Origin of the sequence: Anabaenopsis elenkinii CCIBt3563, assembly GCF_015245355.1 — a bacterium.
In the GTDB taxonomy this organism is placed as follows: domain Bacteria; phylum Cyanobacteriota; class Cyanobacteriia; order Cyanobacteriales; family Nostocaceae; genus Anabaenopsis; species Anabaenopsis elenkinii.
On sequence record NZ_CP063311.1, the window covers coordinates 1,849,699 to 1,875,449 of the forward strand.

Sequence of the window (25,751 nt, forward strand, 5' to 3'; positions counted from 1 at the left end):
CTATACTGTATTAATAGTACTTGAGAGTACATTATGAATGTTGAGGAATTGTTAGAGCAATATGCCGCAGGACAACGGCAATTTCAAAACGCCAATTTTAGCGGTGTAGACTTGAGAGGGGCACAGTTAAATGATATAGATTTACACAAAACAGATTTAAGTGGAGTAGATTTAAGTGAAGCTAAATTAAAAAAAGCTAATCTCTGGGAAGCAAATCTCTCTAGGGCTGCTTTAAAATCTACAAATTTGAGTCAAATTAGGGGCTATCGGCTTAATTTAAGTTGGGCTGACCTGACTGGTGTTGATTTAAGTTTTGCAAATTTGGAAGAGGCGAATCTTTCTGGCGCAAATTTCACCCAAGCTAACCTAATCCATACTAATCTGATGAAAGCATTATGGGAAAACTGCAATCTGCAGGAAGCCCAACTTCGGGGAGTCCGGTTAGACAAGTCTAATTTGTCAGGGGTGAATTTAGCTCAGGCGAATTTAGTTGGGGCTTCTCTAGAACAAGCAAACCTCAAGGGGGCTTGTTTACAAGGGGCAAATTTGGAAAGAGTCTGTCTCACAGATGCAAATTTAATGCTAGCAAATTTAGATGGTGCAAATTTGCAGGGAGCGATTTTGACCGGAGCCAATATTTATGGTACTAGCTTTGAAAATGCTGACCTGACTGGTGCGATAATGCCAGATGGGGAAGTTTACCGACAGCCAAACACCTCCGAGGGAAAAATTGGCACAGGTCAAACATTATTAGACAACATGTTATCTATGAATCGCCAAGTAATTCGTACTGATAAAGCACCGGCTCCGGTGGGACCTTATAATCAAGCCATTGCCGCTAACGGTCAAATGATATTTGTGGCTGGACAAATTGCCATTGACCCGCGCCTGGGTGATGTCATCTACACAGATGATGTTAAAAAGCAAACAGAGCAGGTGATGGCTAATCTCGAAGCTATTCTAACAGCATCTGGTGCCACCTTTGAAAATGTGGTCAAAACTACCGTATTTTTGGCTGATATGAATGATTTTGCTACAGTTAATGCCGTTTATGCTCAATATTTTCCTGAAGCAACTGCCCCAGCCCGTGCTTGTGTCCAGGTTTCTCGTCTACCAAAGAATGTTTTGGTAGAAATCGACTGTATTGCAGTTGTTTAACCTATTTTTACTACAGGAAAATACCAGGCGATCGCTTTTAGGATTGCCTAGGAACACCTGTAGAATTGTAACTAAAATCTAACAATAATTACTCCCAAATACCCCGAAAAAAAGCAGGTAATTTTCGGGTATTTTCCCCGCAAAAATCACCATTCTACCAGCAGTTTCAGCCAATTTTGCGATGACGTATGATCTGTTCTGAGCAATTATGTGCCTCCTGCTGCTTCTTACAGTGAGCAAAATGCTTGTCCATAATTGCCGGAACTTGTGTGGATGGAATACGACTATAACGGGTTTTGTCTGGCATCACTATATTAGGACCTGCTTTACATTTTTTCATACAGCCAGTACCTTTAATCATCACTTGGTCTTGTAAACCACGATGATTTAAAGCAGCCTCCAAGGCTTGACAAACTGCTTTACCACCACGCTTCATGCAATCAGACTTGTGACACACTAAAATTGTGTCTTTATTTTTACCTGTTTGTACCTGAGTAGTTTCGATGGCTGGGGTTTCTTTGACTGAGGTAACCCTTGTAACTGTTTGTTGAGCAGAACGTGCTGCCATCACACGCTCTGCCTTTAATATAACTTTATCTTTTTTTATATCATGCTTTTTATAACCAGTAACTTGCAGCCAGGTACCCGGTGGTAACCGCAAGTCAAAAGCAGCCCGTAAATGTTTAGCCAATTTAACATAACATTCACCCTCAGTAGTACCTAATAACAAGCCTTTGAGGTTGTAGCCATCTTTAATGACAAAATTTATGAATTTTCCTTCTAGGCGAAATTCTGACATTTCTCTACTGTAAGATGCACTCATTTTCCTTAACCTCTCCTTAACTAAATCAGCCTGAACATCAGTTATATGTCAAAACTTCAGAAATTTCCGTAGCGACTTTTCCAGCAGTCTTCCAGACTCCAAATCAAATCTTGGCGAGACGCTCTGAACCGCTGCATCACAGACGATAGTTGAACAATTGCTAAAGGGTTGTTAATTTCAACTCTCAATGGCTGGTTAGTCTCACACCAACAGGGAATATTTAGCTCCTGCAAGCGTTGATAGACTTGCCATCGGTCTACCCGGTCTACCTCTAGCTCTACAACCAAATTTTTCTCAATTTCAGAACTCCACGGTTTCAATAGACTAGCCCTCAACTTACGACCAATTGGTGCTTTCAAACCCCGAATGGCAAACTTTTGGCGAGTAATGCCTCCTTACACCAGCATACATTAAATGCTATAATTTCTCAATTGAATTCAAAAAAATCTCAAAACCTGATGATAATTTCCGGTTATGAATGGGGAATTCCGTAATGGGGGAATAGCCCATAGGAAAATGAGTTAACAAGACATCATCTAGGAAATCATCCTTAATCTCCAGGGAAAATCAAGTTTGATCCCCTCCCCTGGTAAGCAGGGGTATTTAGCGGGAAAAAAGATAAAAAATATCTCTGTTACCCATGGATAAAATGAAAGTGGAAGGGGATAGAGTTTAGTGATTTTTGATATTCAGTAATTTCTATATATTACCGTTACTCATAACTCGCCTGATACCCACGGGATAATCATGCTAATAAGTAAAAATCCCAATATAGCGGAGATAAAAATATAATTTTTTTGTGAATATGTCGGGTTAATTTATTGATAAAATGTTAATATGTAAAAGATAAGCAGTTAAAAATCATAACTGTGAAAAGCGAGGAGAACAATGTCTAATACACAAACTTTGTTACAAGACTTTGGTCAAGTTTATGACAATCCCGTACTGCTAGATCGGAGTATCACTGCTCCGGTGACAGAAGGTTTTAATATTGTCCTGGCTAGCTTCCAAGCACTGTATTTGCAATACCAAAAGCATCATTTTGTAGTAGAAGGTTCAGAGTTTTACTCACTGCATGAGTTCTTTAGCGATAGCTACGAACAAGTACAAGATCATGTGCATGAAATTGGCGAGCGCTTAAACGGACTGGGTGGTGTACCTGCGGCTAGTTTTAGTAAGTTAGCAGAGCTAACCTGTTTCCAGCCAGAAGCCGATGGTGTATATTCTTGCCGCCAAATGATCGAAAATGATTTAGCAGCAGAACAAGCCATCATTAATGTTATTCGTCGTCAAGCTTCTCAAGCAGAGAGTTTGGGTGACCGTGGTACGCGCTATCTCTATGAGCAAATTCTGTTAAAAACTGAGGAAAGAGCTTACCATTTAGCTCATTTTCTGGCTAAAGATAGCTTAACTTTAGGATTTGTCCAAACTGCTGAGAATTAGTACTGTGATAATTTCATTGTGGTCAAGCCTGCTCTCAGATAAGAGTTGACAGACTTAACCATTAAAAGCATAGACAAAAAGCAGGTGTTTCAACTCCCAAGGTTTGAAACACCTGCTTTTTCGATGTATGGAAAAGCTAGTTAGAAGATAAACTGATGAAAATTTGAGGAGCTATGAAAAATCCTCGGGTAATATGATTCCCTACTACACAAGCCCAGTTTACCAGACTTTATGGATGGGTAATCTGGGTTTTCTTTCCTAGATGTAATTTCCAATCACTTAAATTAGAGTTATCAGATATCCTCTAAAAATTATGATTTGCAGTTATTGAGTAGAGTTACTAATAGGAGAATTAATATTGTTAGTAATTTATCCTATTAATATAGATGAATAAATGGTTGGATGGTAGGAGAAATAATGAAACCTCTTGAGTAATCGGAGATTCTGTAATTATCCATACTTCAGCAATATACTATAGCCACAGAACACATAATCATCTTGTATAAGGTAGCTATAGCAGTTTCCTTGATACAATGGCCCGCGGATGAGGTAAGCGAACTTTCACCCCCGCTGCAATATCTAACATGGAAAACTTAATAATAAATAATCTGACCAAGGCAAAAGACCCTTAAAATAATCAGGATTTGTATTTTCTTACTCCAAAGCAACAACTATGCCCCGTCGTCAAGACCTCCGCAAAATACTACTATTAGGCTCTGGTCCTATCGTCATCGGTCAAGCCTGCGAATTTGATTACTCTGGTACTCAAGCTTGTAAAGCACTGCGAGAAGAAGGCTATGAAGTGGTGTTAGTTAATTCTAACCCGGCAACAATTATGACCGATCCAGAAACAGCGGATCGCACCTATATTGAGCCACTAACACCGGATATAGTCGAAAAGGTGATCGCTAAAGAACGCCCTGATGCCCTTCTACCGACCATGGGAGGACAAACAGCGCTCAATATTGCCGTAGCCCTGGCGAAAAATGGAGCCTTAGATAAGTATAAAGTTGAACTAATCGGCGCTAAATTACCAGCCATCGAGAAAGCGGAAGACCGCAAACTATTTAATGAAGCCATGGCCAAAATAGGAGTGGCTGTGTGTCCTAGTGGAACAGCTTCGTCTTTAGCAGAAGCCAAAGAAATCGCCGATCGCATTGGCAGTTACCCCCTAATCATTCGTCCTGCCTTTACAATGGGGGGGACTGGTGGCGGTATTGCTTACAATCAAGAAGAATTTGAAGAAATGGCACAGGTAGGTATAGATGCTAGTCCCGTGTCACAAATTCTTATCGACCAGTCCCTACTGGGTTGGAAAGAATACGAGTTGGAAGTAATGCGCGATTTAGCAGATAATGTAGTGATTATCTGTTCCATCGAAAACCTGGATCCTATGGGGATCCACACCGGCGACTCGATTACTGTTGCTCCCGCCCAAACCTTGACTGATAAGGAGTATCAGCGCCTGCGGGATATGGCAATTAAGATCATCCGCGAGATTGGTGTAGAAACTGGCGGTTCTAATATCCAATTTGCTGTTAATCCAGTGAATGGTGATGTGGTGGTGATTGAAATGAATCCCCGTGTTTCCCGTAGTTCCGCCTTAGCTTCCAAGGCTACGGGTTTCCCCATTGCCAAAATTGCAGCCAAGCTCGCTGTAGGCTACAGTCTGGATGAAATCAAAAACGATATCACCAAGCAAACCCCCGCATCTTTTGAGCCAACTATTGACTATGTAGTTACCAAAATTCCCCGCTTCGCTTTTGAAAAGTTTCCCGGTTCTGACTCTGTACTCACAACTCAAATGAAGTCGGTGGGGGAAGCTATGGCTATTGGGCGGACATTTAATGAATCTTTCCAAAAGGCTTTCCGTTCTTTGGAAACTGGTCGCGCTGGTTGGGGTTGCGACCAATCAGAAAAGTTACCCAGTGGTGAACAAATTCGCGCTCAATTGCGAACACCTCATCCCGATCGCATTTTTGCGGTACGTCATGCTTTACAGTTGGGTTTAAGTACGGAGGAAATCTACGAACTTACGGCTATTGATCCGTGGTTCTTGGATAAAATGCAGCAACTGCTGGAGGTGGAAAAGTTCCTGAAGCGGACACCTTTACAACAGTTGACAAAGGAACATTTATATGATACAAAACGCCATGGTTTTAGTGATCGCCAGATTGCCTTTGCTACTAAAACCAGTGAGGATGAAGTCCGCAATTACCGGAAACAATTGGGAGTAATTCCAGTTTATAAAACTGTGGATACCTGTGCGGCTGAGTTTGAAGCTTTTACTCCTTACTATTATTCCACCTACGAATCAGAAACAGAAGTTTTACCCACAACTAAGCCGAAAGTGATGATTTTGGGTGGTGGTCCTAACCGTATTGGCCAGGGAATTGAGTTTGACTATTGTTGTTGTCACGCAGCCTATGCTTTGAAGAAAGCCGGATTTGAAACAATTATGGTTAATTCTAATCCTGAGACTGTTTCTACAGATTATGACACCAGCGATCGCCTCTATTTTGAGCCGTTGACCAAAGAAGATGTGATCAACATTATTGAAGCAGAAAAGCCGGTAGGTATAATTATACAGTTTGGTGGACAAACACCCCTGAAATTGGCAGTTCCCTTACAAGAATTTCTCAACCAGAACAGCGCTCTGTCTACCAAAATTTGGGGAACATCCCCAGATTCTATTGACATAGCCGAAGATCGAGAACGGTTTGAGAAGATTCTCAATCAGTTGAATATTGCTCAACCCCCCAATGGTATCGCTCGCAGTTACGAAGACGCGCTGATTGTCGCTAAACGCATCGGTTATCCAGTGGTGGTGCGCCCTAGTTATGTCTTGGGAGGGCGGGCCATGGAAATCGTCTATTCTGACACGGAATTAGAGCGCTACATGACCTTTGCGGTGCAGGTGGAGCCAGATCATCCCATTTTAATTGATAAGTTTCTAGAAAATGCCATTGAGGTGGATGTGGATGCGATCGCCGACCACACCGGGAAGGTGGTGATCGGTGGAATTATGGAACACATTGAGCAGGCGGGTATTCACTCAGGAGATTCCGCTTGCTCGTTACCCTCTATTTCCCTATCGCCAGCAGTTCTACAACAAATCCGCACTTGGACTGTGCAATTAGCTCAAGCATTATCGGTGGTGGGATTAATGAATATTCAGTTTGCTGTTGTGGGCGCTCAAGGGTATTCTCCCCAAGTTTATATTCTGGAAGCTAACCCCCGCGCCTCGCGGACGGTACCATTTGTATCTAAAGCTACGGGTGTACCTTTAGCAAAATTGGCATCCTTAATTATGTCAGGAAAAACTTTGGCAGAACTCAACTTAACTCAGGAGGTGATTCCATCTCACATCGCTGTCAAGGAAGCAGTATTACCCTTTAACAAGTTTCCGGGAACTGACACTATATTAGGCCCAGAAATGCGCTCCACCGGGGAGGTAATGGGGATTGACAGCGACTTTGGCCGGGCGTTTGCTAAAGCAGAATTAGCTGCTGGGGAATTTCTACCCCTTCAGGGTACTGTATTTGTCTCCATGAGCGATCGCGATAAATCTGACGCAGCAAATGTGGTGAAGGAACTGATGCAATTGGGCTTTAAGGTCATGGCTACATTAGGTACACGCCGTGTCCTCCAGGAACACGGGTTAGATGTTGAGTTAGTGCTGAAACTCCATGAAGGTCGTCCCCACGTCCTGGATGCAATTAAAAATCAGAAAATTCAATTGATTATTAACACACCTTCCGGGGAAGAGGCTCAAACTGATGCTCGGTTGATCCGACGTACAGCCTTAGGCTACAAAATCCCCATTGTGACTACTATTGCTGGGGCTAGAGCTACTGTGGCCGCCATTCGTTCACTGCAAAATACTACTTTAGATGTCAGGGTGATCCAAGATTACGGCAAGGAGAGTGAACTAGGGACTAATACCTGAGCAAATTTCGGCTGATATGAACAAAGTGGTCAGGCAAAGTTGGCCACTTTGCTTTTTTAGTTAATCTGCATATGACTGTCGCTACGCTATCAAAACTACTTGCCAGAAAAATTAAGCAATTATTATAGAACCATAATTATTGTTTCTATTGAGATATATTAAGAAATATGAGGGAATATCATTAATATTTCATCGTCAGATACGCCCTAATAGGCTCTGGTCGGAGCTATGCTGCGGGTTGGTGTCATTGTTAATGAAGACGATACCAACCTGATCCAAGTCTATAAATTGTGGGTCTGGCAACAGGGCTAGATTTAAAAGGGAGGAAAAAGCCAAAATACAAGACTTATGATCATTAAACCTATTGATTTCTCCAATTATCTCCACCGCTAGTACTTTTAACTATTGCTACAGATAATGATATCCATTAGTAAATGCCACGGAAATTAGGGGCTACAGGTCTTGGCATCTTCTATCATAAATGTTACAGTTTTTAATATAGATACAAGAATCTTTGCTCTATTAAATTTGATCTAACTTAAGACAGATGTAAAAAATGAGACATAAATATATATTCCAGCAGCCAAGTCCTAAGCCGGGAAAGCAGCCGATAATCACATCGGAATGTATAAAGTATTAACCCGAGCAATAGTAATGATTCCCACTGGGTTATATCCCATAGCAACAAAGATCAGTTAGTTAACCTACAGTCAAATCCATTATTAATTACCAAAGAGTAGCGCCATGAAGACCGCTCAGACAGCCACAGACCTCGTGCGGACTTACCTGCGTGAGATTGGCCGTGTGCCACTCTTAACCCACGAGGAGGAAATTTCCTACGGTAAACAGGTGCAATTTTCTCGTACTTTGCATGATGTTAGGGATTCTCTGGTTAACCAGATGGGTCGTCAACCTAGTCCGGAGGAGTGGGCGCAAGCCGCCAATCTGGAGGTAACAGAGTTGAAAGATGCGATCGCCGAGGGTGAAATAGCTAAACGCAAGATGGTAGAAGCCAATTTGCGTCTGGTAGTATCCGTTGCCAAAAAGTACATTAAGCGTAACGTTGATCTATTGGATTTGATTCAAGAAGGTAGTATTGGAATGCAACGGGGTGTGGAAAAGTTTGACCCTACCAAGGGCTATAGATTTTCTACCTATGCTTATTGGTGGATACGTCAAGCCATAACCAGAGCGATCGCTGAGAAAGCTCGCACTATCCGATTGCCAATTCACATTACTGAAAAACTAAATAAAATTAAAAAAGCACAACGCCAACTATCGCAAAAATTGGGACGTGCACCCTCAGCTGCGGAACTGGCTGAAGAATTAGATTTAACACCAAAACAGGTACGAGAGTATCTGGAAAGAGCGCGGTTACCTTTATCTTTAGACTTGCGCTTGGGTGACAACTACGATACCGAACTGGGGGAAATGTTAGAAGATCCGGGAGTTTCTCCGGAAGAGTTTGTCATGCAGTCTTCTTTATCTTCTGACTTAGAGCGTCTGATGGATGAACTCACGCCACAACAAAAGGAAGTAATTAAATTACGCTTTGGCTTACTAGATGGACAGGCTCTAACTTTAGCTAAAATAGGTGACCTTCTCAACATTAGCCGCGAACGAGTCCGGCAAATCGAACGAGAAGCCTTAAGTAAACTTCGTAAATCTAAAGCTAATATGAACGAATACTTGGCAAGTTGACTACAGACGCCAGTCATCCCGTCCTTATCCCCAAGCCCTATGAGCAGAGTATGGGTTAAGATGAGAAAATACGCTACTGGAGGTACGGTTACATCGACTTTAAGCAGGGACGTAGACTGTTACATTAGACTGATATCAACAGTTGATTGCCAGTTGCACTAAGTCAAAAACAGGCATTTACTGTTAAAGTGGCAAACATGACACTACAGTTAGTAGTGTGAGTACAGGAGGTACAAGATGAGTAACCAATCCAAGAAGGTCTCAGAATTTTTTAACGGTGATTCAGAAACCACTAACTTACTGTGGCAATACGTTAAATCTATGAGTCCGGAAACAGTTACCCAACTATCAAGGCCAACTTCCTCTGAAGTTATTCAGGTAATGGAGCGTAATATCATCGGACTATTAGGTAACCTACCTTCAGAACACTTTGACATTACCATCACCACCAGTCGTGAGAGTCTTGGTCAGCTATTGGCTTCGGCGATGATTAGTGGTTATTTTCTGCGGAACGCTGAACAGAGAATGCATTTTGAAGCTGTTTTGCAAGGAAGTGAAGACAATCATCACGCAGTTGAGTAATTATTTCCCGCTTTTCCTAAAAAAAATGAATATTATAATCTGAATCTTGCTGCACACGCCGATGTCCAACGGCGTGTACCCGTGGGACATGAAAACGGTGGGGAACTGGGCGCTGGGAATGTAGTATCCGGTGAAGACAGATCAACCAAGATTCCTTTCACTTTTCCACTTGAGTGCGCGGAGTGTCAAGCCCCCGATGATGAGTAAAACTAACCCTTTCCCACCTCACAAAATTATTGGTGTGGCGGTAATCTGGGACGATAATCAGCAAATTTTAATTGACCGCCGTCTTCCCCAGGGTGTAATGGGTGGTTTATGGGAATTTCCTGGGGGCAAAATTGAGCCTGGTGAAACCATCGCAGAATGTATTCAACGGGAAATTAAAGAAGAATTAGGCATAGAAATTGCAGTGGGAGAACATTTGATCACTATTGATCATACTTACACTCACTTGCGCGTTACCCTCATGGTGCATCACTGTCGTCTAATTAAAGGTATTCCCCAACCTATAGAATGCGATGAGATTTGCTGGGTGAACTTGGATGATCTGGACAAGTTCACTTTTCCCCAGGCTAATATTCAAATTATTGCGGCCTTAAAGCAGTCCATCAAGCAATTTAAGTAAAAAATTTTTGCTCATAGTCAAGATTTTGAACTCTCCACACTTTGAAAAACCTGGATTTTGAATCGATTTTTGTTACAAATATTGGTTTAGAACAAAATATCTGTTCTGCCCCAAAAAGCTCATGATTGATTCATGCAGTCCTACCTACCAAAAAACGCGCACAGTACCCCTGGTTTCTAACTATGGGTGTGTAGCGCCCTAGGGATTTCAGTCTCATTCCTAGGAATCATCTTGACCAAAAAACGAGAGCTGAACCAATGGCTTTAGACATGGGGATAAGTCGGTAGCGACTTCAGTTGCAGTGGAGCGAGTACGTGGCTTTAGCCACATCGAATATTATATAGCTTGACTTGTGGCGAAGGTTGCAGCTAATATTTTAACAAAAGTAGCGATAAAGCTAGGTTTAGACCTAAGCGGAATCAGTAGGGTGTCTTTGATAGCACCATTGAAAGTCCGTTTGTGGACTCTTCAAGAATCCCCCGGCTTCTAGCCGAGGGGAGTATCAAGTCCAGATGGAGGTGTGATTAAACAGGCATGTGTAGTTAAGCCTGCCTCTGGGTGGTACGTAATGTTAACAGTACAGTGGGATGTATCTGTACCTCAACCTCTACCACATGGGGAACCAATAGGAACAGATAGAGATGTTGCAGCCGCTCAGGTAGTCGCTATACAAAGACTTGCATCCGTGGGGCACATGGTCAAGATGCTTGCTGTTAGCAAAGTGGCGCGTTAGCGCGTGTAAATTCATTGGAGTCCCCGTGAAGCAAGAATCCCCCGGCTTATAGCCGCGGCGAGTGTCAAAATAATGGTGGTAGAGACTTTGAGTAAGGGTATCAGTAAGCAAATGTCTAAGACCGTTACCGATGTAATGACCTGTGACCCAATTGTTGTCCAGAGGGAAACTCCACTGGAGGAAGCTATCCGCATTTTAGCAGAAAACCGCTTTAGTGGCTTACCAGTGGTGGATCATGGGGGTAAATTGGTGGGGATTATTTCAGAAACTGACTTGATGTGGCGAGAAACTGGTGTGACTCCTCCGGCTTACATTATGTTTCTAGATAGCGTCATCTATTTACAAAATCCTGCTACTTACGATCGCGAACTACACAAAGTATTGGGACAAACTGTTGGCGAGGTCATGACCAAGAATCCTGTAAGTATTTACCCACAAGAAACTGTAAAAGCAGCAGCACAACTGATGCACGATCGCCATATTCACCGCTTACCAGTAGTTGACAGCGAGAGTCAAGTGGTTGGTATCCTAACCCGTGGTGATATTATTAGGGCTATGGCAAGTAGTTAATTTAATATTTAAAGCTTTTTTCAACAATTGAGAAAATTAGGACAAATAAATGAATATTACTTCTGAGTCTATTAAGCAAGCGCTCAGTTCTGAAAATTTGGGAGATCGCTTGCGTGCGGTTAATCAACTTCGTGACTTGGAACCAGCAAAGGCTTTTGAATTAATTCAAGTTGCTATGGGTGATAGTAACTCGCGGGTGAGATATTCAGCAGTAAGTCAGATGGATACTCTGGGAAGGCAAAATTTAGAGTTATCTTTGGATGTGTTGCGCGGTATGCTCAATGACCCTGAACCTGATGTCCAAGCTGCAGCAGCTGATTGTTTGGGTGCGCTGAAACTCCAAGATGCTTTTGAGGATTTACAGCAACTTTATCATACAAGCCCCGAATGGCTGGTACAATTTAGTGTGATTGCGACACTAGGAGAGTTAGGCGATCCACGGGGATTTGAACTACTCAAGGAAGCTTTGTGTTCTCAGAATGAGTTAGTCCAAACAGCCGCTATTAGTTCTTTGGGGGAGTTGGGAGATATGCAAGCAGTTCCCCTTTTAGCCCCTTTTACAACTAGTTCCGATTGGCAAATCCGTTACCGAGTTGTCCAAGCTTTGACCCGTTTGGGTGGTGCTGATGCGTACTCGCTTTTAGAAACTCTTACTGATGATAAAGTGGAAGCTGTGGCGCATGAAGCTAAACAATCTCTAGATTTGGCTTGAATGTGTTAAGTTCCATACAATTGAGGCCAAGTTGTGACTATAAAAACTACAACCGCGGCGATGGCTAAAACTCCTTGAATTAAGTTTCCAACTATCGAACCTACTATAATACCTACACCAGCTTTAACTGCTGGCCATAGTTCCCGTCGGTAAATAAACTCAGCGATAATTGCGCCTAGTAGAGGCCCTATTAGAATTCCTAACAAGGGTCCGCCAAAGGGTAAGGTTGGTAGTAAGCCAAAAAATCCTAATATTAATCCTACGATAGCACCGATTTGTCCCCACTTACTAGCACCGGCTTTTTTAGCACCTAAGTAGCTAGCTAAAAAATCTACGGCGATACTCAGGATTAAAACTACAACTGTGACAATTAGGGGTATTTTAATCGCTGCAAAGGAACTACTAAAAATACCCCAAATAATAATAGAAGTAAGAATTAACCCGCTTCCGGGTATACCGGGAACTACAGAACCAATGATACCCAGTATCATAAGGGTAATTAGTAGCCAATAAATAACTTGCATAAAGTTTTAAATCTCCGCCTCAGCTAGCAAGGAGGAATGGAGGGTCACGGATAATTTATCAGCAATTCCCGCAATCCAATTTTCATCTTGTTTAGTGTAACTGCGGGGTGCATTCGCTGCTAAAATCAACACACCTTGGTTGCCTATGGGTTGACAGATTACACCTTGTGTGTTTTCTGGCAAGTAATCAAATTCAATTCTTCCTGGGTATACTTTTAAGTCTACTAAATAAATCGGCTTTTGTGTTTCTAGGACTCGTTTTAAGATGGAACCGGGTATTACTTCGGATTTAGCAGCCAAAATACCACGACGCAGTAAAACTCGGCCTTGATAAACTACCACCAGGGAGCGTGTTACCGTATTAGTCAGTAGTAACCGAGATCCCCAAGCTAATTCTGTTTTGACAGCTTCGGGCAAGTCTGGTGCAAGTATAAAACCCTCTTCCCCAATTAATTCTACTGCATCAGGGGATCTCGGCTGTACTTGCTGCCAAATTAAACCGGTTAAAATCATCACCGCACTCAAAATTACCCCAACTACATCCGCACGCGCTTGGGAATCGGTTAATTCTGGAGTCAGCAAGCGGTTAATTAGCAAAAGCACAGCGCCTATTCCACCCACAGCTAAGGGTAAACGGCGCAAGATTTTATTGGGGTCAGATTTGTCCATTCGTCCTTAGTCATTAGTGGTTAGTCATTAGTTGTGAGAATACAACTATTGACTTTTTTTAACTGTTTTTATTCCTCGCCTGGTTCAATTATCCTCTGAAACAAATAACCAGTACCTCTAGCTGTGAGAATTAATTCTGGATTACTAGGATCATCTTCTAACTTAGCCCGCAAACGGGAAATATGTACATCTACGACACGAGTATCTACATGGCGTTCTGGTGTGTAACCCCATACTTCCTGTAATATTTCTGAGCGAGAAAATGCTTCCCCAGAACGGCTAACTAGTAACTCCAGGAGACTAAACTCCATACCTGTCAACCGAATGCGCTCATCCCCTTTGTAGACTTGGCGTTTATTGGTATCTATTCTAATATTACCAACATGAATGACCCCGGAGCTAGGAATACCAGAAGCTCCTGTTTTATCTACTCTTCGCAGTACTGAGCGAATGCGAGCTTCTAACTCTTTGGGGGAAAATGGTTTGACAACATAGTCATCAGCACCTAATTCTAGACCGGTAATGCGATCGGCAACGTCCCCCAAGGCTGTTAGCATGATAATGGGAACATCGGACTCCTTACGCAATTCTTGACACACACCATAGCCATCTAGCTTTGGCATCATCACATCTAATACTACTAAGTCAGGTTCTGATTTGCGAAAGGTTTCTAAAGCTTCTTCTCCATCTCCCGCTGTGACCACATCGTAGCCAATCATGGAAAGACGCGTTTCCAAAATCCGGCGAATACTGGCTTCGTCGTCTACCACCAAGATTTTTTCTTTATGGCTTTCCAAGTTTCTCCATGCTCCTTAACTAAAATTTAAGATGATTAACTTTTAATACCATAATATTAAGATATCATTCCATCAATTGATTGGGAAAAAGCTCTAACTCTGATTCTGATTCGATATTAGTTTTGAGCAACAATTAAGAAAATATTAAATTTTTACAACTAATTTGAAGAATGGCAAAGCCTAAAACCTTTTACGTTTGTAACGAGTGTGGAGCAGAATCTTCCCAGTGGTTTGGTAAGTGTCCAGCTTGCGGTACATATAATTCATTAGAAGAACAGATTGCGATTCAATCATCAGCAGATGTACTTAGTAGGGGTGGTCTAAGTGGTTGGCAAGGAACTCACAGCCATGGTAAATCTACTGGTAAACCAGCCAAGCCTAGAGCTTCTCTGACATTTGATCAGATTAGCGATCGCCAAATTGCTCGTTGGGAATCTGGGTATACTGAATTAGACCGGGTACTGGGTGGTGGAGTTGTTCCTGGTTCTATGGTGCTAATCGGGGGTGACCCAGGGATAGGTAAGTCTACTTTACTATTACAAGTATCAAACCAGCTAGCACAAAAATACCGTATCCTCTACGTCACAGGAGAAGAATCAGGACAACAGGTAAAATTGCGAGCTTCTCGATTGGGAGTATCAAAAACCCAGGATGTCAGTCGTCAAAAGCTGGAGCCGACCGATCAAGATGCGCCAGAAGATAGTATAAATGCGGATTTGTATGTATTACCAGAAACAGATTTAGAAGAAATATTAAAGGAGATGGACTCACTAAGGCCAAATCTGGCGGTAATTGATAGTATTCAAACGATATTCTTTCCGGCGCTCACCTCCGCACCGGGTTCTGTGGCTCAGGTAAGGGAGTGTACAGCAGCTTTGATGAAGGTGGCAAAACATGAAGATATTACCATGTTAATTGTCGGACACGTCACCAAAGAAGGGGCGATCGCAGGTCCCAAAGTTTTAGAACACTTAGTCGATACAGTATTATATTTTGAGGGTGATCGCTTTGCCTCCCATAGATTATTAAGAACTGTCAAAAACCGTTTCGGCGCTACTCACGAAATTGGTATATTTGAAATGGTAAAGAACGGATTGCGAGAAGTCCCTAACCCTTCAGAGTTATTTTTAGGTAGCCGCGATGACCCAGCACCCGGAACAGCTATTGTTGTAGCTTGTGAGGGTACTCGCCCCATTGTTGTAGAATTACAAGCTTTAGTCAGTCCTACTAGTTACCCATCTCCCCGGCGCGCAGCTACAGGGATAGACTATAACCGCCTAGTGCAAATTCTAGCTGTTTTAGAGAAACGCGTCGGTATTCCCATGTCAAAATTAGATTCTTACGTCGCCTCAGCGGGTGGTTTAAATGTAGAAGAACCAGCGGTGGATTTAGGAATAGCTGTTGCTATTGTTGCCAGTTTCCGTGATCGCATAGTTGATCCTGGTACAATATTAATTGGTGAAGTGGGATTAGGGGGACAAGTGCGATCAGTGTCTCAAATGGAACTACGATTAAAGGAAGCTGCGAAACTGGGATTTAAACGAGCAATCGTTCCCAAAGGACAAAAATACCCGGATTTCGACATTGAAATATTGGCAGTATCGAAAGTAATAGATGCAATTATTGAGGCCATTCCCCAGCAAACTCTAGAAGACATGGATTTAAAAATGGATGAGGGGGAGGAATACACCTGAGATTAAGGGTGATTTAGGGAGATTTACTGCTGAAAACAGTACAGTAAATTAAACTATATTCCATCTAGGTAGAAGGCTGGCTTGCCTAGGTGCCCCAGAGGATTTGTGAGATTAAATCATTTAATATGTAGTGCTTTATTGACTGGTGAAGTGTTGTATATATCCGTATTATATCGGCACTAGTCCAACAAGTGAAAAAATAATCACAGTCAATGAGTAAACAAAAGCCTTTAAAATCATCACATCTATTTTTTGAAAGGGTCATGGCAATAATTGCCATGGGTAACTTGTGTTTAGTATTATTTAATATCAGTTACATACCGTGGCGGGATTTGTATTTACGGAATTTCCCCCAAATTACCCGAATTTATGATCCAGTCAAGGGTATTGAAGACCATAGAGAAACCAGAAATTATTTAAATAAAGTAGACGCACTCGCACAGCAGGTGAGTCAAACAGGGTTAACTTCCCCACAGGCCAAAGCTAAGTTAGAAGAACTACGTCGCCTCAGCAATGAAATGGTTGATGGTAACCCCTTTGCGGCGGTGAATAAAAGTGGTAACTTTGAAAAAGCTAAGAATCGAATGCGCGATCGCATCGGCAAAGAATCGGCAAAACAGTCTTTTAATACTTTTTGGAGTCGAGAATATTTATCAACACAAGGCTGGAACCAAGAGATTAACTTTTTTAACAGACAAATTCGTCCTTTGATAGCTAGCAACTATTTTCGCCGCATTGGTGAAAATGGGGAATTTTTGGATAACTTTTGGCTGATTGATTTACCCTTTGTCTTGCTATTTGGGATAGAGTTATTAGGACGCTCCTTTTATTGGCGTCGTCGTCACACCAGTTTTACCTGGGTAAATGCTATCTTGTGGCGCTGGTATGACTTATTCTTGCTATTGCCTTTTTGGCGCTGGTTGCGCGTTATATCAGTAACAGTCCGCTTACACCAAGCCCGGTTATTAAATCTTCAGCCCTTACAGCAGCAAATAAACCAATCAATATTAGCGAATTTTGCCGAAGACCTCACAGAAATAGTCGTAGTCAGAGTCATTAACCAGCTTCAAGGTTCAATTCGCCGCGGTGATTTAACTAACTGGCTGACGGAAAAACAAAATGTGCGCCCCTACATAAATATTAACAATACCAACGAAATAGAAGCGATCGCGAGTATTTTAGTGGAGATAGTTGTCTATCAAGTACTGCCGAAGGTTCAACCAGAAATCATTGCCATTTTAGGCCACAATATTGCCAGCACCATGAATCAAGTTCCCCTTTACCGCCACCTTGTACCTTCGGGATTAGGTAATATACAAACCCAACTCAGCGAGCAACTAGCAACCCAAATCACCATAAACCTTTACAGCGCCGTTACTGGGGCGATGAAAGATCCTGTAGGGGCAAAACTTTCCAGTCAACTGGCCCAAAGCTTTAGCAAAGCATTGGGAGAAGAAGTACAGCAACAACACGTAATTGCGGAAATTCAAAATTTAATCTCTGATTTCCTCGAAGAACTTAAGCTCAACTATGTCCAGCGCTTATCCCAAGAAGACATAGACCAGATTATGGAGCAAACCAGACAGCTAAAAATACAACCATCAGTAGATAAAGATTCCACTTTCCCACTCAAGAACAAAAACTAGGTAAAATTGATGGATATCGCCGCAATCAGGAGAACAAGGGCAAAAAACATTGACTAATCACCAGTGAGCAATGACTATTGACTATTGACTATTAAAGAAATGCGCTAAACTCGGAAGAGAGACGAAGCATTATTGATTCGTCACAAGACTTCTTGGAAGATATCACTATCGCAGGAAGTGGGTCGCTGCCCACTTTTTTTATTGAAATTTCCCATGACTCATCCTTTAGTTCCACAAATTATCGATTTGGCAACACCAGTCGCAGCAGAACTGGGCTTGGAAGTCGTTGGCATAGTTTTTCAGACTAACCAACGTCCACCAGTATTAAGGGTGGACATCCGTAACCCCCGACATGACACTGGACTGAGTGATTGTGAGCTGATGAGTCGGGCTTTAGAAGCTTCCCTAGATGCGGCACAGATAATTCCAGATGCTTATGTCTTGGAAGTGTCTAGTCCAGGAATTTCACGACAATTAATTACAGACAGGGAGTTTATTTCCTTCAAAGGATTTCCTGTGATTATCTCCACTTCCCAACCCTACGACGGACAACAAGAGTGGATTGGTAAGTTGATTCGCCGGGATGAAGTCAGTGTTTACTTAAACCAAAAAGGTCGTGTGATCGAAATTCCCCGTACTCTGATTACTAGGGTGCAACTAGATGAGCGCTCATAGGTTAGGAACTCACAGCTAGACGACAGTAACTAGAAGTAAAAGGCTAGGGAGTAGAGTCAAACTTTTCTCTAATCCCAAATCTCTAATGTGTAGTTTCTCGCTCTCCACTCCTTTGTATACAGGAGAGTTAATTAGGGGTAATTGATGAGTTATCTCTACCTTGGGAAAGTTAACAGGGCGCTGGTTAATTAATCGCGCCTCTTATTTTCCCTATTCCTATTTTTTTAGAGTCGATTTTAAAGGAGATTACCTATGTCAATGGTTAGTTTACCAGGATTAAAAGAATTAATAGAAAGTATCAGTCTTGAGCGCAATTTGCCACGTCTAGCAGTTCAATCAGCTATTAGAGAAGCATTACTTAAAGGCTACGAACGTTATCGTCGTGCCCAAAGCTTAGAACGTAGACAGTTTGATGAAGAGTATTTTCAGAATTTTGAGGTAGAACTTGACATCGAAGGAGAAGGGTTTCGCGTTCTTTCTACCAAAACCATTGTCCAAGCAGTGGATAACTCCGACCATCAAATATCCCTCGAGGAAGTGCAACAAGTTGCGCCTGAGGCGCAGTTGGGAGATTCTGTAGTACTGGATGTTACCCCAGATCAAGGGGAATTTGGTCGCATGGCAGCAATGCAAACCAAGCAAGTGCTGGCGCAGAAACTCCGGGATCAGCAACGCCAAATGGTTCAAGAAGAATTCCAGGACTTAGAAGGGACTGTCCTACAAGCCAGGGTTTTACGATTTGAAAGACAATCGGTGATTTTGGCAGTGTCGAGTGGTTTTGGTCAGCCAGAAGTGGAAGCTGAATTACCTAAGCGAGAACAACTGCCCAATGATAATTATCGCGCTAATGCCACATTTAAGGTATATCTCAAAAAAGTTTCCCAAGGGCAACAGCGCGGTCCTCAGTTGCTGGTATCTCGGGCTGATGCTGGTTTAGTGGTTTATCTGTTTGCTAACGAAGTCCCAGAAATTGAAGATGAAGTAGTCAGAATTGTTGCTGTAGCACGAGAAGCTAATCCACCTTCCCGGTATGTGGGTCCTCGGACTAAAATTGCAGTAGATACCCTGGAGCGGGATGTAGACCCAGTTGGGGCTTGTATTGGTGCCCGAGGCTCACGCATTCAAGTAGTAGTCAACGAATTACGTGGCGAAAAAATAGATGTGATTCGTTGGTCTCCAGATCCATCTACATATATTGCTAATGCCTTGAGTCCAGCACGGGTGGATGAAGTCCGTCTCATGGATCCGGAAACCCGCCAAACTCATGTGCTGGTGGCTGAAGATCAACTGAGTTTAGCTATTGGTAAGGAAGGACAAAATGTTCGCTTGGCAGCTCGTTTAACTGGTTGGAAAATCGACATTAAAGACAAAGCTAAGTATGATTATGTAGGGGAGGATACTAAGTTCGCGGAGGCACGATCTCAATATAAACCAGAGGCAGATGATCTGGAAATAGAGGAGCTAGATTATGAGAATCAAGAAGGGTTAGAAGAGGAAGAAGAAATTTTTCAGATGAGTGATCAAGATTAACTTATGAGTCTAATGGAGTTCTGCTACTATTGACTGACAACATTACTAGTCTTAATGATTACTACAGAATCAATAATGTCACTATTAAGTAAAGATTGGTAAAGCCAACTTGATTGATTTTCACAACCAGATTTCTGTCCCGTAGTCAAATAAGACCAATGAAACCGAATTATCGACGTTGTATAAGTTGCCGCAAGGTAGGCTTGAAAGAAGACTTTTGGCGGATTGTCCGCGTCTTTCCATCTGGAAAGGTACAATTAGATCAGGGCATGGGGCGTTCTGCCTATATCTGCCCGCAAATGAGTTGCCTACAAGCGGCTCAGAAAAAAAATAGACTTGGGCGATCGCTACATGCATCAGTGCCAGAAACACTGTATCAAACATTGTGGCATCGTCTGGCTGAAAGTCATAGCCAAAATCAAAATTAATAATCAAGTGGAAAAACCTTCAAGCGGTAATCCCCAGAGTCTTTGTGCATACAGCCGGCTCTGCAATTGATGGGGGAAATGCCACAATAGTAAATGGGTGTAGTAACCTGCGGCTTGTTTACCAGACTAGTGGCAGAGCAATACCCCTAAAAAGTTTTACTCGATTGTGTTGTGGAAGACTCAGAATCAGCAAAACAAAAAACTAAAGAATGGCAACCTGGTAGCGATCAGGGGCAGCTTGGTACCAACCATCATGATTATTGGTGGAAATGCCAAAGTTAAACCGAAATATCTCTCTTTCCTGACTGGAGGCACCGGCAAAATCACCAAGGGCAACCTAAAACAGTAATCCAAGGATGGAGATGTCCAAAACCAGGCAACCATCCGCTAAAAAACTGTAAATTAAAGGGGAAGAGTGGATGAACAACGGCAAAGTTAGAATCTACGAATTATCAAAGGAATTGAATTTGGATAACAAAGAGCTATTAGCTATTTGCGATCAGCTCGATATCGCGGTAAAAAGCCATAGCAGCACTATTTCTGAATCTGAGGCAGAACGTATACGCATGGCTGCCGAAAAACTTACAGCTAATAATTTGAAAGGCAACAATACATCTAGTAAACTAAATACATCAGAAACTGGCGATGGCGCGGAGCGCACTGCCGGAGGCAATCGCAATCGACCTACACCACCTCACAAACCACAAATTTTGGAAATTCGCAAACCCAAAATATTGAGAAATAATACCCGCAACGCTCACCAAGCTTCAGTGGCTAATGATAGCCAACTTGCTTCCTTAGAAGTTAATTCTTCTTCACAATCAGAGCCAATAGATACATCAGTCTCACCCATGAAGCCGACGGCACCAATTAGACCTGTACCCCGGAATCAATCTGAGAACTCACCAGAATCTGCAAACAAACCAGTAGATCCAGTTTCTAAGATCGAGGCGCCCGAAACAAGAGCAGCCGCAAAACCTGAAAAAGCTGGAACTGAGCGCAGCCGAAGTCCGGTTTCCCTGAAATCAAAAGCGGAAAAACAACCGCAAAAACCTCATCTGGCAGAGCCACCAGCCAGACCAGTGGCCGCAAATTCCCGTGTAGCCTCTGGCCAGAGTCCGACAGAAAAACCAGTACTTAAACGAGATCAAGTCAAGCAGAAGCCTCAACGAGGCACTAGCACCGATACCCCACAAAGTCCGGCAAAACAGCATCGTGCCACTCCCAAAACTCCAGTGAAAGCCGATCAGAAAGGCAATCGAGGGGCAGGACAAGCTCACCCTGAGCAGCGGTTACGAAATGCACCATTGGCAGATGGGACAAAACCCAGCCGTCCAATACGTCCGTCGGAAGTTGTAGCCGCAATGCCAGTTGCTACTCCCCCAAAACCAATGTCAGGGGGACAAAAAAAACCAGACCTCGATACCGAGTCCATCGTACCGGAACTACTTGATTTGAAGCGTCCCACACCACCCCGTCTATCTAAAGGTGGTAAAAAGTGGCAAGAAGAAGAAATTATTGACGAAATCAAGGAAAAGTCCGGTAAGGTAGGAAATAAAGGCAAGCGAGTTAAACCCATCGTTGAGGATGACTTTGAAGAAGAGGATTTACTCGATGATGAGGATCAAGACTCACAAGCTACAGTCCATGTTAGTCTTTCCATTGCCCGTCCTCCCAAACCAAAAGCTGCTCGCGGTACACAGCCACTAACCGCATCAGTCATTAGCGCTCCAACTGCTAGAAAGAAAAAATCCTTCTCTCGTCGCGACCAAAACCGTCGCCAAGAAGTGGAGACAAAGCGTGAACGCCCTGAAAAAGTAGTGATCACAGGGCCAATGACAGTCCAAGAACTGGCTGATGTTTTTGCCATTGCCGATACGGAGATTGTTAAAATCCTCTTCCTCAAAGGCATGGCTGTAAGTATCACCCAGAATTTGGATATCCCAACCATCACTTTAATAGGGAAAGAGCTAGAGATAGAAATCGAAACTGCCGAACCAGAAGCAGAAGCCCGCAAAGTCACAGAAATGTTAGATGTGGCAGACATGGAGCTGCTCCAGCGACGTCCGCCTGTTGTGACAATTATGGGTCACGTAGACCATGGGAAGACAACTCTACTAGACTCGATTCGTAAAACTAAGGTTGCTGCTGGGGAAGCTGGTGGTATTACTCAACACATTGGTGCATACCATGTGGATGTGGAACATGAGGGCAAAACACAGCAGATAGTTTTCCTTGATACTCCCGGACATGAAGCATTCACGGCTATGCGGGCGCGGGGAGCACGGGTAACTGATATTGCAGTCTTAGTGGTGGCTGCTGATGACGGTGTTCGTCCCCAAACGGTAGAGGCTATTAGTCACGCCCAGGCCGCAGGAGTGCCAATTGTGGTTGCGATCAACAAAATTGATAAGGAAGGAGCACAGCCAGATAGGGTGAAACAAGAACTTACTCAGTATGGTCTCACACCTGAAGAATGGGGCGGCGAAACAATCATGGTTCCTGTGAGTGCAATCAAGGGCGAAAACCTAGATACACTCTTAGATATGATTTTGCTAGTAGCAGAAGTAGGAGAACTCTCTGCTAATCCAGATCGGGCTGCTAAGGGCACAGTGATTGAGGCACATCTGGATAAGGCAAAAGGCGCAGTTGCTACCCTGCTGATTCAGAATGGTACCCTCCATGTGGGAGATATGTTAGTGGCTGGCTCGGCCTTTGGTAAAGTTCGGGCAATGGTAGATGACCGAGGCAAACGAGTAGAGGTTGCAAGTCCTTCCTTTGCAGTGGAAGTGCTCGGTTTAAGTGATGTCCCAGCCGCTGGCGATGAATTCGAGGTCTTCGCTAACGAAAAAGAAGCCAGGTCTCTGGCTGGCGATCGCGCTGACAAAAAACGTCTATCCCGTCTGTTACAGGGGCGTGTTACTTTGACCACACTTTCGGCCCAAGCACAAGAGGGAGAGTTGAAAGAACTCAACTTGATCTTGAAGGCAGACGTACAAGGTTCTGTGGAAGCCATTATTGGCTCTCTCAGGCAAATCCCCCAAAACGAGGTTCAAATCCGCATGCTATTGGCAACTGCTGGGGAAATAACTGAAACAGATATTGACCTAGCCGCAGCTAGTGGTGCTGTGATCATTGGTTTCAACACTACCTACGCTAGTGGCGCTAGACAAGCGGCTGACGAAGCTGGGGTAGATGTGAGAGAATACAATATCATCTACAAACTTTTGGAAGATATTCAAGGAGCTTTAGAAGGTCTTCTGGAACCAGAGTTGGTAGAAGAGCCCCTTGGTCAAACCGAAGTCCGTGCCGTCTTCCCTGTGGGTCGTGGAGCTGTTGCTGGTTGTTATGTACAGTCTGGCAAATTGGTTCGCAACTGCAAGGTGCGAGTGCGTCGTGGCGGTAAGCTCGTGTACGAAGGTGTCCTTGATTCCCTCAAACGCATGAAGGAAGATGTGCGAGAAGTCAATTCCGGTTATGAATGCGGTATCAACATTGATAAGTTCCATGACTGGATAGAAGGGGACGTGATTGAAGCCTTCCAAATGGTAACCAAGCGTCGCACACTGACATTGACGAAATAGTGCTGCTTACTAATTTCTAGGCCGTGAGTAAAGATGATGAGTTTTGAGATCAAAAGAGTGGACAACTCAAACTTCAAAACTCATCAATGCCCTCTACTCCTTTCATGGATTGTCGGGAAATTTTTTCGTTGACTAGGGATGTTTGCTTAACTAGCAAAACATATTTTATCTTCTTTGTGGGGGTTGTCCATGGCGGATGTTGCCAAATGACTTCCCAAAATGGCGCCTGGATGGAACATGGGAACGCATTAACCACAAACTTCAACAGTGGGTACGTGTTCTCGAAGACGATGAACCAAACCCAAGTGCAGCAATTGTGGATTCTCAGTCTGTAGAGAATGGAACAATGGTATCCCAAGCTGTCGGTTTTGATTCTGGGAAACTGGTTAAGGGACGTAAACGGCATTTTTTAGTTGACACTCTGGGATTAGTTTTGATGGTTGTAGTCACCTCGGCTGATGAATCCGATCAAGCAGGAGCAAGAAAATGATTCGCCCAAGCCAAGAACAGAATTAGCGATCGCTTGAATCGGTTGGTGCTGAGGGTTGATGCTGGGTATCAAGGTGAAGGCTTTATGAGATGGGTGATGGATACGTATCATTGGGTTTTGCAGGTTATACGTCGTCCGGTTAATACTAAAGGCTTTATTCTGTTACCAAAGCGTTGGGTTGTCGAGCGTAGTTTTGGTTGGTTTAATTGGTGTCGTCGATTGAGTAAGGACTACGAAATTTTACCCCAGACCCATGAAACCTTTGTACAAATCGCCATGATTCGGTTAATGCTCAGAAGACTCGCTTAATTGAGTTGTTTAATACTTGACAAACATCCTCTAAGAAGCAAGAATCTCCCGCTACACTGCTTTGCAGTGTAGCGGGTAAGTGTTAACAACTATACTAGGCATTCCCCTGTGGCAGTTGCGTAAGTCCTATTTGTAAGTAATCAATTTTGACACTGCCAGTGAGTCTCTCAGGTCTTTTAGTAACTAATGAGACAGAATTTTTGGCTGTGACTACTATAATATCAAGAAGAAATTTAGCTGCTGCGAATAAAATCGCCACGGATCAGGCCAAGCCGAGAGTGGCATTAATAACCGGGCAGTAGTGATAGTGGCCAAGGCCAGGCTGTGTGCTTGCATACATGGGGGAGTATGTAACCTGTGCAGGTTAATCAAATTCTACTTCGGCGATTTCAATCCCAAAAGAGAAATTAACATAAACCGAAAATCAACTCTAAAGTAAACTGTGATAAGTGTTAAACCGATTATGTAGTTTCTCCTGTGGGTAATGTCATAATTACTGAAAATGAATGCTGGTATATACTGAAGTTAAAACTGAGGAATCAAGAACTATGGCTCAAATTCCATCATTTGGTAGCGATTCCTATGGAACGCTGAGTGCAAAGCATACGGTTTGCGAACGCGATCGATCTGGGCGCAGTAACGACGGTAATGGCCAATTGTCTGCTGATCCCGAAATTTGGTATAGCCTCAAATGCGCGATCTCCAGTAGTTCAGGTTTTCAAAGGTGGCGACTAGAACACTATCGCCAATTGCAGGGACTTCATCTGGAGAAACAAGTAAAAAGATATTTACGAGAAACTTTAGAAACTTTAGCGTATTAAAAATCGGGCCTATTTTCTAAGTGCTGGCTCAAACATTCTGAGGATGATTTGCCCATGTGATGACGAGTTGTTATTGAAAGTGGGGTATTCTCCGGGACTAGTTGAGGTTTTAGCCGGCAAATTTAAAGCGCCAGAATGACAAAAAGTCACTTTGGTGCTCCAGGCTTGTGTTTTTTTATGACTTTTAGGGTTTTTCAATAAGTTAATTTGATTAGGTTTATTTTCAATGTCTTGATATTGGCTGAGCTGGTTTCAACTTTTTTCATAGTCTCAGAAATTTTTTCCCTG

At 43.0% G+C, this 25,751-nt stretch carries 21 protein-coding genes and 1 pseudogene; 17 read left to right on the forward strand and 5 right to left on the reverse strand.

The genetic code is table 11. From position 1 onward, the window contains the following. Positions 1-33: 33 nt before the first annotated feature. Positions 34-1,158, forward strand: coding sequence for a Rid family detoxifying hydrolase (locus tag IM676_RS20135; RefSeq protein ID WP_200989731.1), 1,125 nt, complete (start codon positions 34-36; stop codon positions 1,156-1,158). Positions 1,159-1,324: 166 nt separating this feature from the next. Here the strand turns inward: IM676_RS20135 and IM676_RS08205 are convergent, their stop codons facing one another. Then, complete coding sequence (locus IM676_RS08205) at positions 1,325-1,981, reverse strand: (2Fe-2S) ferredoxin domain-containing protein (protein ID WP_200989732.1); 657 nt, start codon at positions 1,979-1,981, stop codon at positions 1,325-1,327. A 56-nt stretch (positions 1,982-2,037) separates the two neighbouring features. Next, positions 2,038-2,301 carry an Asr1405/Asl0597 family protein gene (locus IM676_RS08210; protein ID WP_200990131.1) on the reverse strand — a complete coding sequence of 88 codons (264 nt, stop codon included), beginning with the start codon at positions 2,299-2,301 and terminating at the stop codon, positions 2,038-2,040. 568 nt (positions 2,302-2,869) lie between these two features. Between IM676_RS08210 and IM676_RS08215 the strand changes: the two genes are divergently transcribed. The 8 genes from IM676_RS08215 to nblB all read left to right on the forward strand — a co-directional run bounded on the left by IM676_RS08215 (position 2,870) and on the right by nblB (position 12,296). Further along, positions 2,870-3,424, forward strand: coding sequence for a DNA starvation/stress protection protein DpsA (locus IM676_RS08215; protein WP_200989733.1), 555 nt, complete (start codon positions 2,870-2,872; stop codon positions 3,422-3,424). Positions 3,425-4,097: 673 nt separating this feature from the next. Continuing rightward, positions 4,098-7,373, forward strand: a complete 3,276-nt coding sequence (carB, locus tag IM676_RS08220; RefSeq protein WP_200989734.1) for a carbamoyl-phosphate synthase large subunit — start codon at positions 4,098-4,100, stop codon at positions 7,371-7,373. A 744-nt stretch (positions 7,374-8,117) separates the two neighbouring features. Next, positions 8,118-9,074: an RNA polymerase sigma factor, RpoD/SigA family gene (locus IM676_RS08225; RefSeq protein WP_200989735.1), complete on the forward strand. Its 957-nt coding sequence runs from the start codon at positions 8,118-8,120 to the stop codon at positions 9,072-9,074. A gap of 237 nt (positions 9,075-9,311) precedes the next feature. Beyond that, positions 9,312-9,656 carry a DUF760 domain-containing protein gene (locus tag IM676_RS08230; RefSeq protein ID WP_200989736.1) on the forward strand — a complete coding sequence of 115 codons (345 nt, stop codon included), beginning with the start codon at positions 9,312-9,314 and terminating at the stop codon, positions 9,654-9,656. A 199-nt stretch (positions 9,657-9,855) separates the two neighbouring features. Next, positions 9,856-10,281 (forward strand): 8-oxo-dGTP diphosphatase MutT, encoded by a 426-nt coding sequence (gene mutT, locus IM676_RS08235; protein ID WP_200990132.1) that lies wholly within the window; start codon positions 9,856-9,858, stop codon positions 10,279-10,281. A gap of 568 nt (positions 10,282-10,849) precedes the next feature. Further along, positions 10,850-11,014, forward strand: a complete 165-nt coding sequence (locus tag IM676_RS19780; protein ID WP_225880475.1) for a hypothetical protein — start codon at positions 10,850-10,852, stop codon at positions 11,012-11,014. Between the two features lie 111 nt (positions 11,015-11,125). Then, entirely contained in the window at positions 11,126-11,584 is a 459-nt protein-coding gene (locus IM676_RS08245) for a CBS domain-containing protein (protein WP_200989737.1), read from the forward strand. A 49-nt stretch (positions 11,585-11,633) separates the two neighbouring features. Then, entirely contained in the window at positions 11,634-12,296 is a 663-nt protein-coding gene (nblB, locus tag IM676_RS08250; RefSeq protein ID WP_200989738.1) for a phycobilisome degradation protein NblB, read from the forward strand. Between the two features lie 5 nt (positions 12,297-12,301). Here nblB and IM676_RS08255 read toward each other — a convergent pair whose 3' ends face one another. The 3 genes from IM676_RS08255 to rpaB form a co-directional block, all read right to left on the reverse strand. Then, positions 12,302-12,820, reverse strand: a complete 519-nt coding sequence (locus tag IM676_RS08255) for a DUF456 domain-containing protein (RefSeq protein WP_200989739.1) — start codon at positions 12,818-12,820, stop codon at positions 12,302-12,304. A 6-nt stretch (positions 12,821-12,826) separates the two neighbouring features. Further along, positions 12,827-13,489, reverse strand: a complete 663-nt coding sequence (locus IM676_RS08260) for a cofactor assembly of complex C subunit B (RefSeq protein ID WP_200989740.1) — start codon at positions 13,487-13,489, stop codon at positions 12,827-12,829. Positions 13,490-13,557: 68 nt separating this feature from the next. Continuing rightward, positions 13,558-14,286, reverse strand: a complete 729-nt coding sequence (gene rpaB / locus IM676_RS08265) for a response regulator transcription factor RpaB (protein ID WP_200989741.1) — start codon at positions 14,284-14,286, stop codon at positions 13,558-13,560. A gap of 170 nt (positions 14,287-14,456) precedes the next feature. Here rpaB and radA point away from each other — a divergent pair, with 170 nt between their 5' ends. The 8 genes and pseudogenes from radA (at position 14,457) to IM676_RS08310 (ending at position 25,463) form a co-directional block, all read left to right on the forward strand. Continuing rightward, positions 14,457-15,980 carry a DNA repair protein RadA gene (gene radA / locus IM676_RS08270; protein WP_200989742.1) on the forward strand — a complete coding sequence of 508 codons (1,524 nt, stop codon included), beginning with the start codon at positions 14,457-14,459 and terminating at the stop codon, positions 15,978-15,980. 212 nt (positions 15,981-16,192) lie between these two features. Then, entirely contained in the window at positions 16,193-17,626 is a 1,434-nt protein-coding gene (locus IM676_RS08275) for a hypothetical protein (protein ID WP_200989743.1), read from the forward strand. A gap of 213 nt (positions 17,627-17,839) precedes the next feature. Then, positions 17,840-18,301 carry a ribosome maturation factor RimP gene (gene rimP, locus IM676_RS08280; RefSeq protein ID WP_200989744.1) on the forward strand — a complete coding sequence of 154 codons (462 nt, stop codon included), beginning with the start codon at positions 17,840-17,842 and terminating at the stop codon, positions 18,299-18,301. A gap of 252 nt (positions 18,302-18,553) precedes the next feature. After that, positions 18,554-19,831: a transcription termination factor NusA gene (gene nusA / locus IM676_RS08285; RefSeq protein ID WP_200989745.1), complete on the forward strand. Its 1,278-nt coding sequence runs from the start codon at positions 18,554-18,556 to the stop codon at positions 19,829-19,831. A gap of 158 nt (positions 19,832-19,989) precedes the next feature. Beyond that, positions 19,990-20,259: a YlxR family protein gene (locus tag IM676_RS08290; protein WP_200989746.1), complete on the forward strand. Its 270-nt coding sequence runs from the start codon at positions 19,990-19,992 to the stop codon at positions 20,257-20,259. A gap of 419 nt (positions 20,260-20,678) precedes the next feature. Next, positions 20,679-23,843: a translation initiation factor IF-2 gene (gene infB / locus IM676_RS08295; protein ID WP_200989747.1), complete on the forward strand. Its 3,165-nt coding sequence runs from the start codon at positions 20,679-20,681 to the stop codon at positions 23,841-23,843. Positions 23,844-24,003: 160 nt separating this feature from the next. Beyond that, positions 24,004-24,642: pseudogene (locus IM676_RS19785) on the forward strand (IS5 family transposase); the annotation flags it as partial. Positions 24,643-25,190: 548 nt separating this feature from the next. After that, positions 25,191-25,463, forward strand: a complete 273-nt coding sequence (locus IM676_RS08310; protein ID WP_200990305.1) for a hypothetical protein — start codon at positions 25,191-25,193, stop codon at positions 25,461-25,463. Positions 25,464-25,751: the final 288 nt, after the last annotated feature.

What these genes read in the sequence shown, in the direction of transcription:
- nblB (WP_200989738.1), top strand. Translation starts at nt 11,634, where the DNA reads ATGAATATTACTTCTGAGTCTATTAAGCAAGCGCTCAGTTCTGAAAAT.
- IM676_RS08205 (WP_200989732.1), bottom strand. Translation starts at nt 1,981, where the DNA reads ATGAGTGCATCTTACAGTAGAGAAATGTCAGAATTTCGCCTAGAAGGA.
- IM676_RS08215 (WP_200989733.1), top strand. Translation starts at nt 2,870, where the DNA reads ATGTCTAATACACAAACTTTGTTACAAGACTTTGGTCAAGTTTATGAC.
- IM676_RS08275 (WP_200989743.1), top strand. Translation starts at nt 16,193, where the DNA reads ATGAGTAAACAAAAGCCTTTAAAATCATCACATCTATTTTTTGAAAGG.
- IM676_RS20135 (WP_200989731.1), top strand. Translation starts at nt 34, where the DNA reads ATGAATGTTGAGGAATTGTTAGAGCAATATGCCGCAGGACAACGGCAA.
- IM676_RS08310 (WP_200990305.1), top strand. Translation starts at nt 25,191, where the DNA reads ATGGCTCAAATTCCATCATTTGGTAGCGATTCCTATGGAACGCTGAGT.
- IM676_RS08255 (WP_200989739.1), bottom strand. Translation starts at nt 12,820, where the DNA reads ATGCAAGTTATTTATTGGCTACTAATTACCCTTATGATACTGGGTATC.
- rimP (WP_200989744.1), top strand. Translation starts at nt 17,840, where the DNA reads ATGACTCATCCTTTAGTTCCACAAATTATCGATTTGGCAACACCAGTC.
- IM676_RS19780 (WP_225880475.1), top strand. Translation starts at nt 10,850, where the DNA reads ATGTTAACAGTACAGTGGGATGTATCTGTACCTCAACCTCTACCACAT.
- IM676_RS08230 (WP_200989736.1), top strand. Translation starts at nt 9,312, where the DNA reads ATGAGTAACCAATCCAAGAAGGTCTCAGAATTTTTTAACGGTGATTCA.
- IM676_RS08245 (WP_200989737.1), top strand. Translation starts at nt 11,126, where the DNA reads ATGTCTAAGACCGTTACCGATGTAATGACCTGTGACCCAATTGTTGTC.
- nusA (WP_200989745.1), top strand. Translation starts at nt 18,554, where the DNA reads ATGTCAATGGTTAGTTTACCAGGATTAAAAGAATTAATAGAAAGTATC.
- radA (WP_200989742.1), top strand. Translation starts at nt 14,457, where the DNA reads ATGGCAAAGCCTAAAACCTTTTACGTTTGTAACGAGTGTGGAGCAGAA.
- IM676_RS08260 (WP_200989740.1), bottom strand. Translation starts at nt 13,489, where the DNA reads ATGGACAAATCTGACCCCAATAAAATCTTGCGCCGTTTACCCTTAGCT.
- IM676_RS08290 (WP_200989746.1), top strand. Translation starts at nt 19,990, where the DNA reads ATGAAACCGAATTATCGACGTTGTATAAGTTGCCGCAAGGTAGGCTTG.
- mutT (WP_200990132.1), top strand. Translation starts at nt 9,856, where the DNA reads ATGAGTAAAACTAACCCTTTCCCACCTCACAAAATTATTGGTGTGGCG.
- IM676_RS08225 (WP_200989735.1), top strand. Translation starts at nt 8,118, where the DNA reads ATGAAGACCGCTCAGACAGCCACAGACCTCGTGCGGACTTACCTGCGT.
- carB (WP_200989734.1), top strand. Translation starts at nt 4,098, where the DNA reads ATGCCCCGTCGTCAAGACCTCCGCAAAATACTACTATTAGGCTCTGGT.
- infB (WP_200989747.1), top strand. Translation starts at nt 20,679, where the DNA reads ATGAACAACGGCAAAGTTAGAATCTACGAATTATCAAAGGAATTGAAT.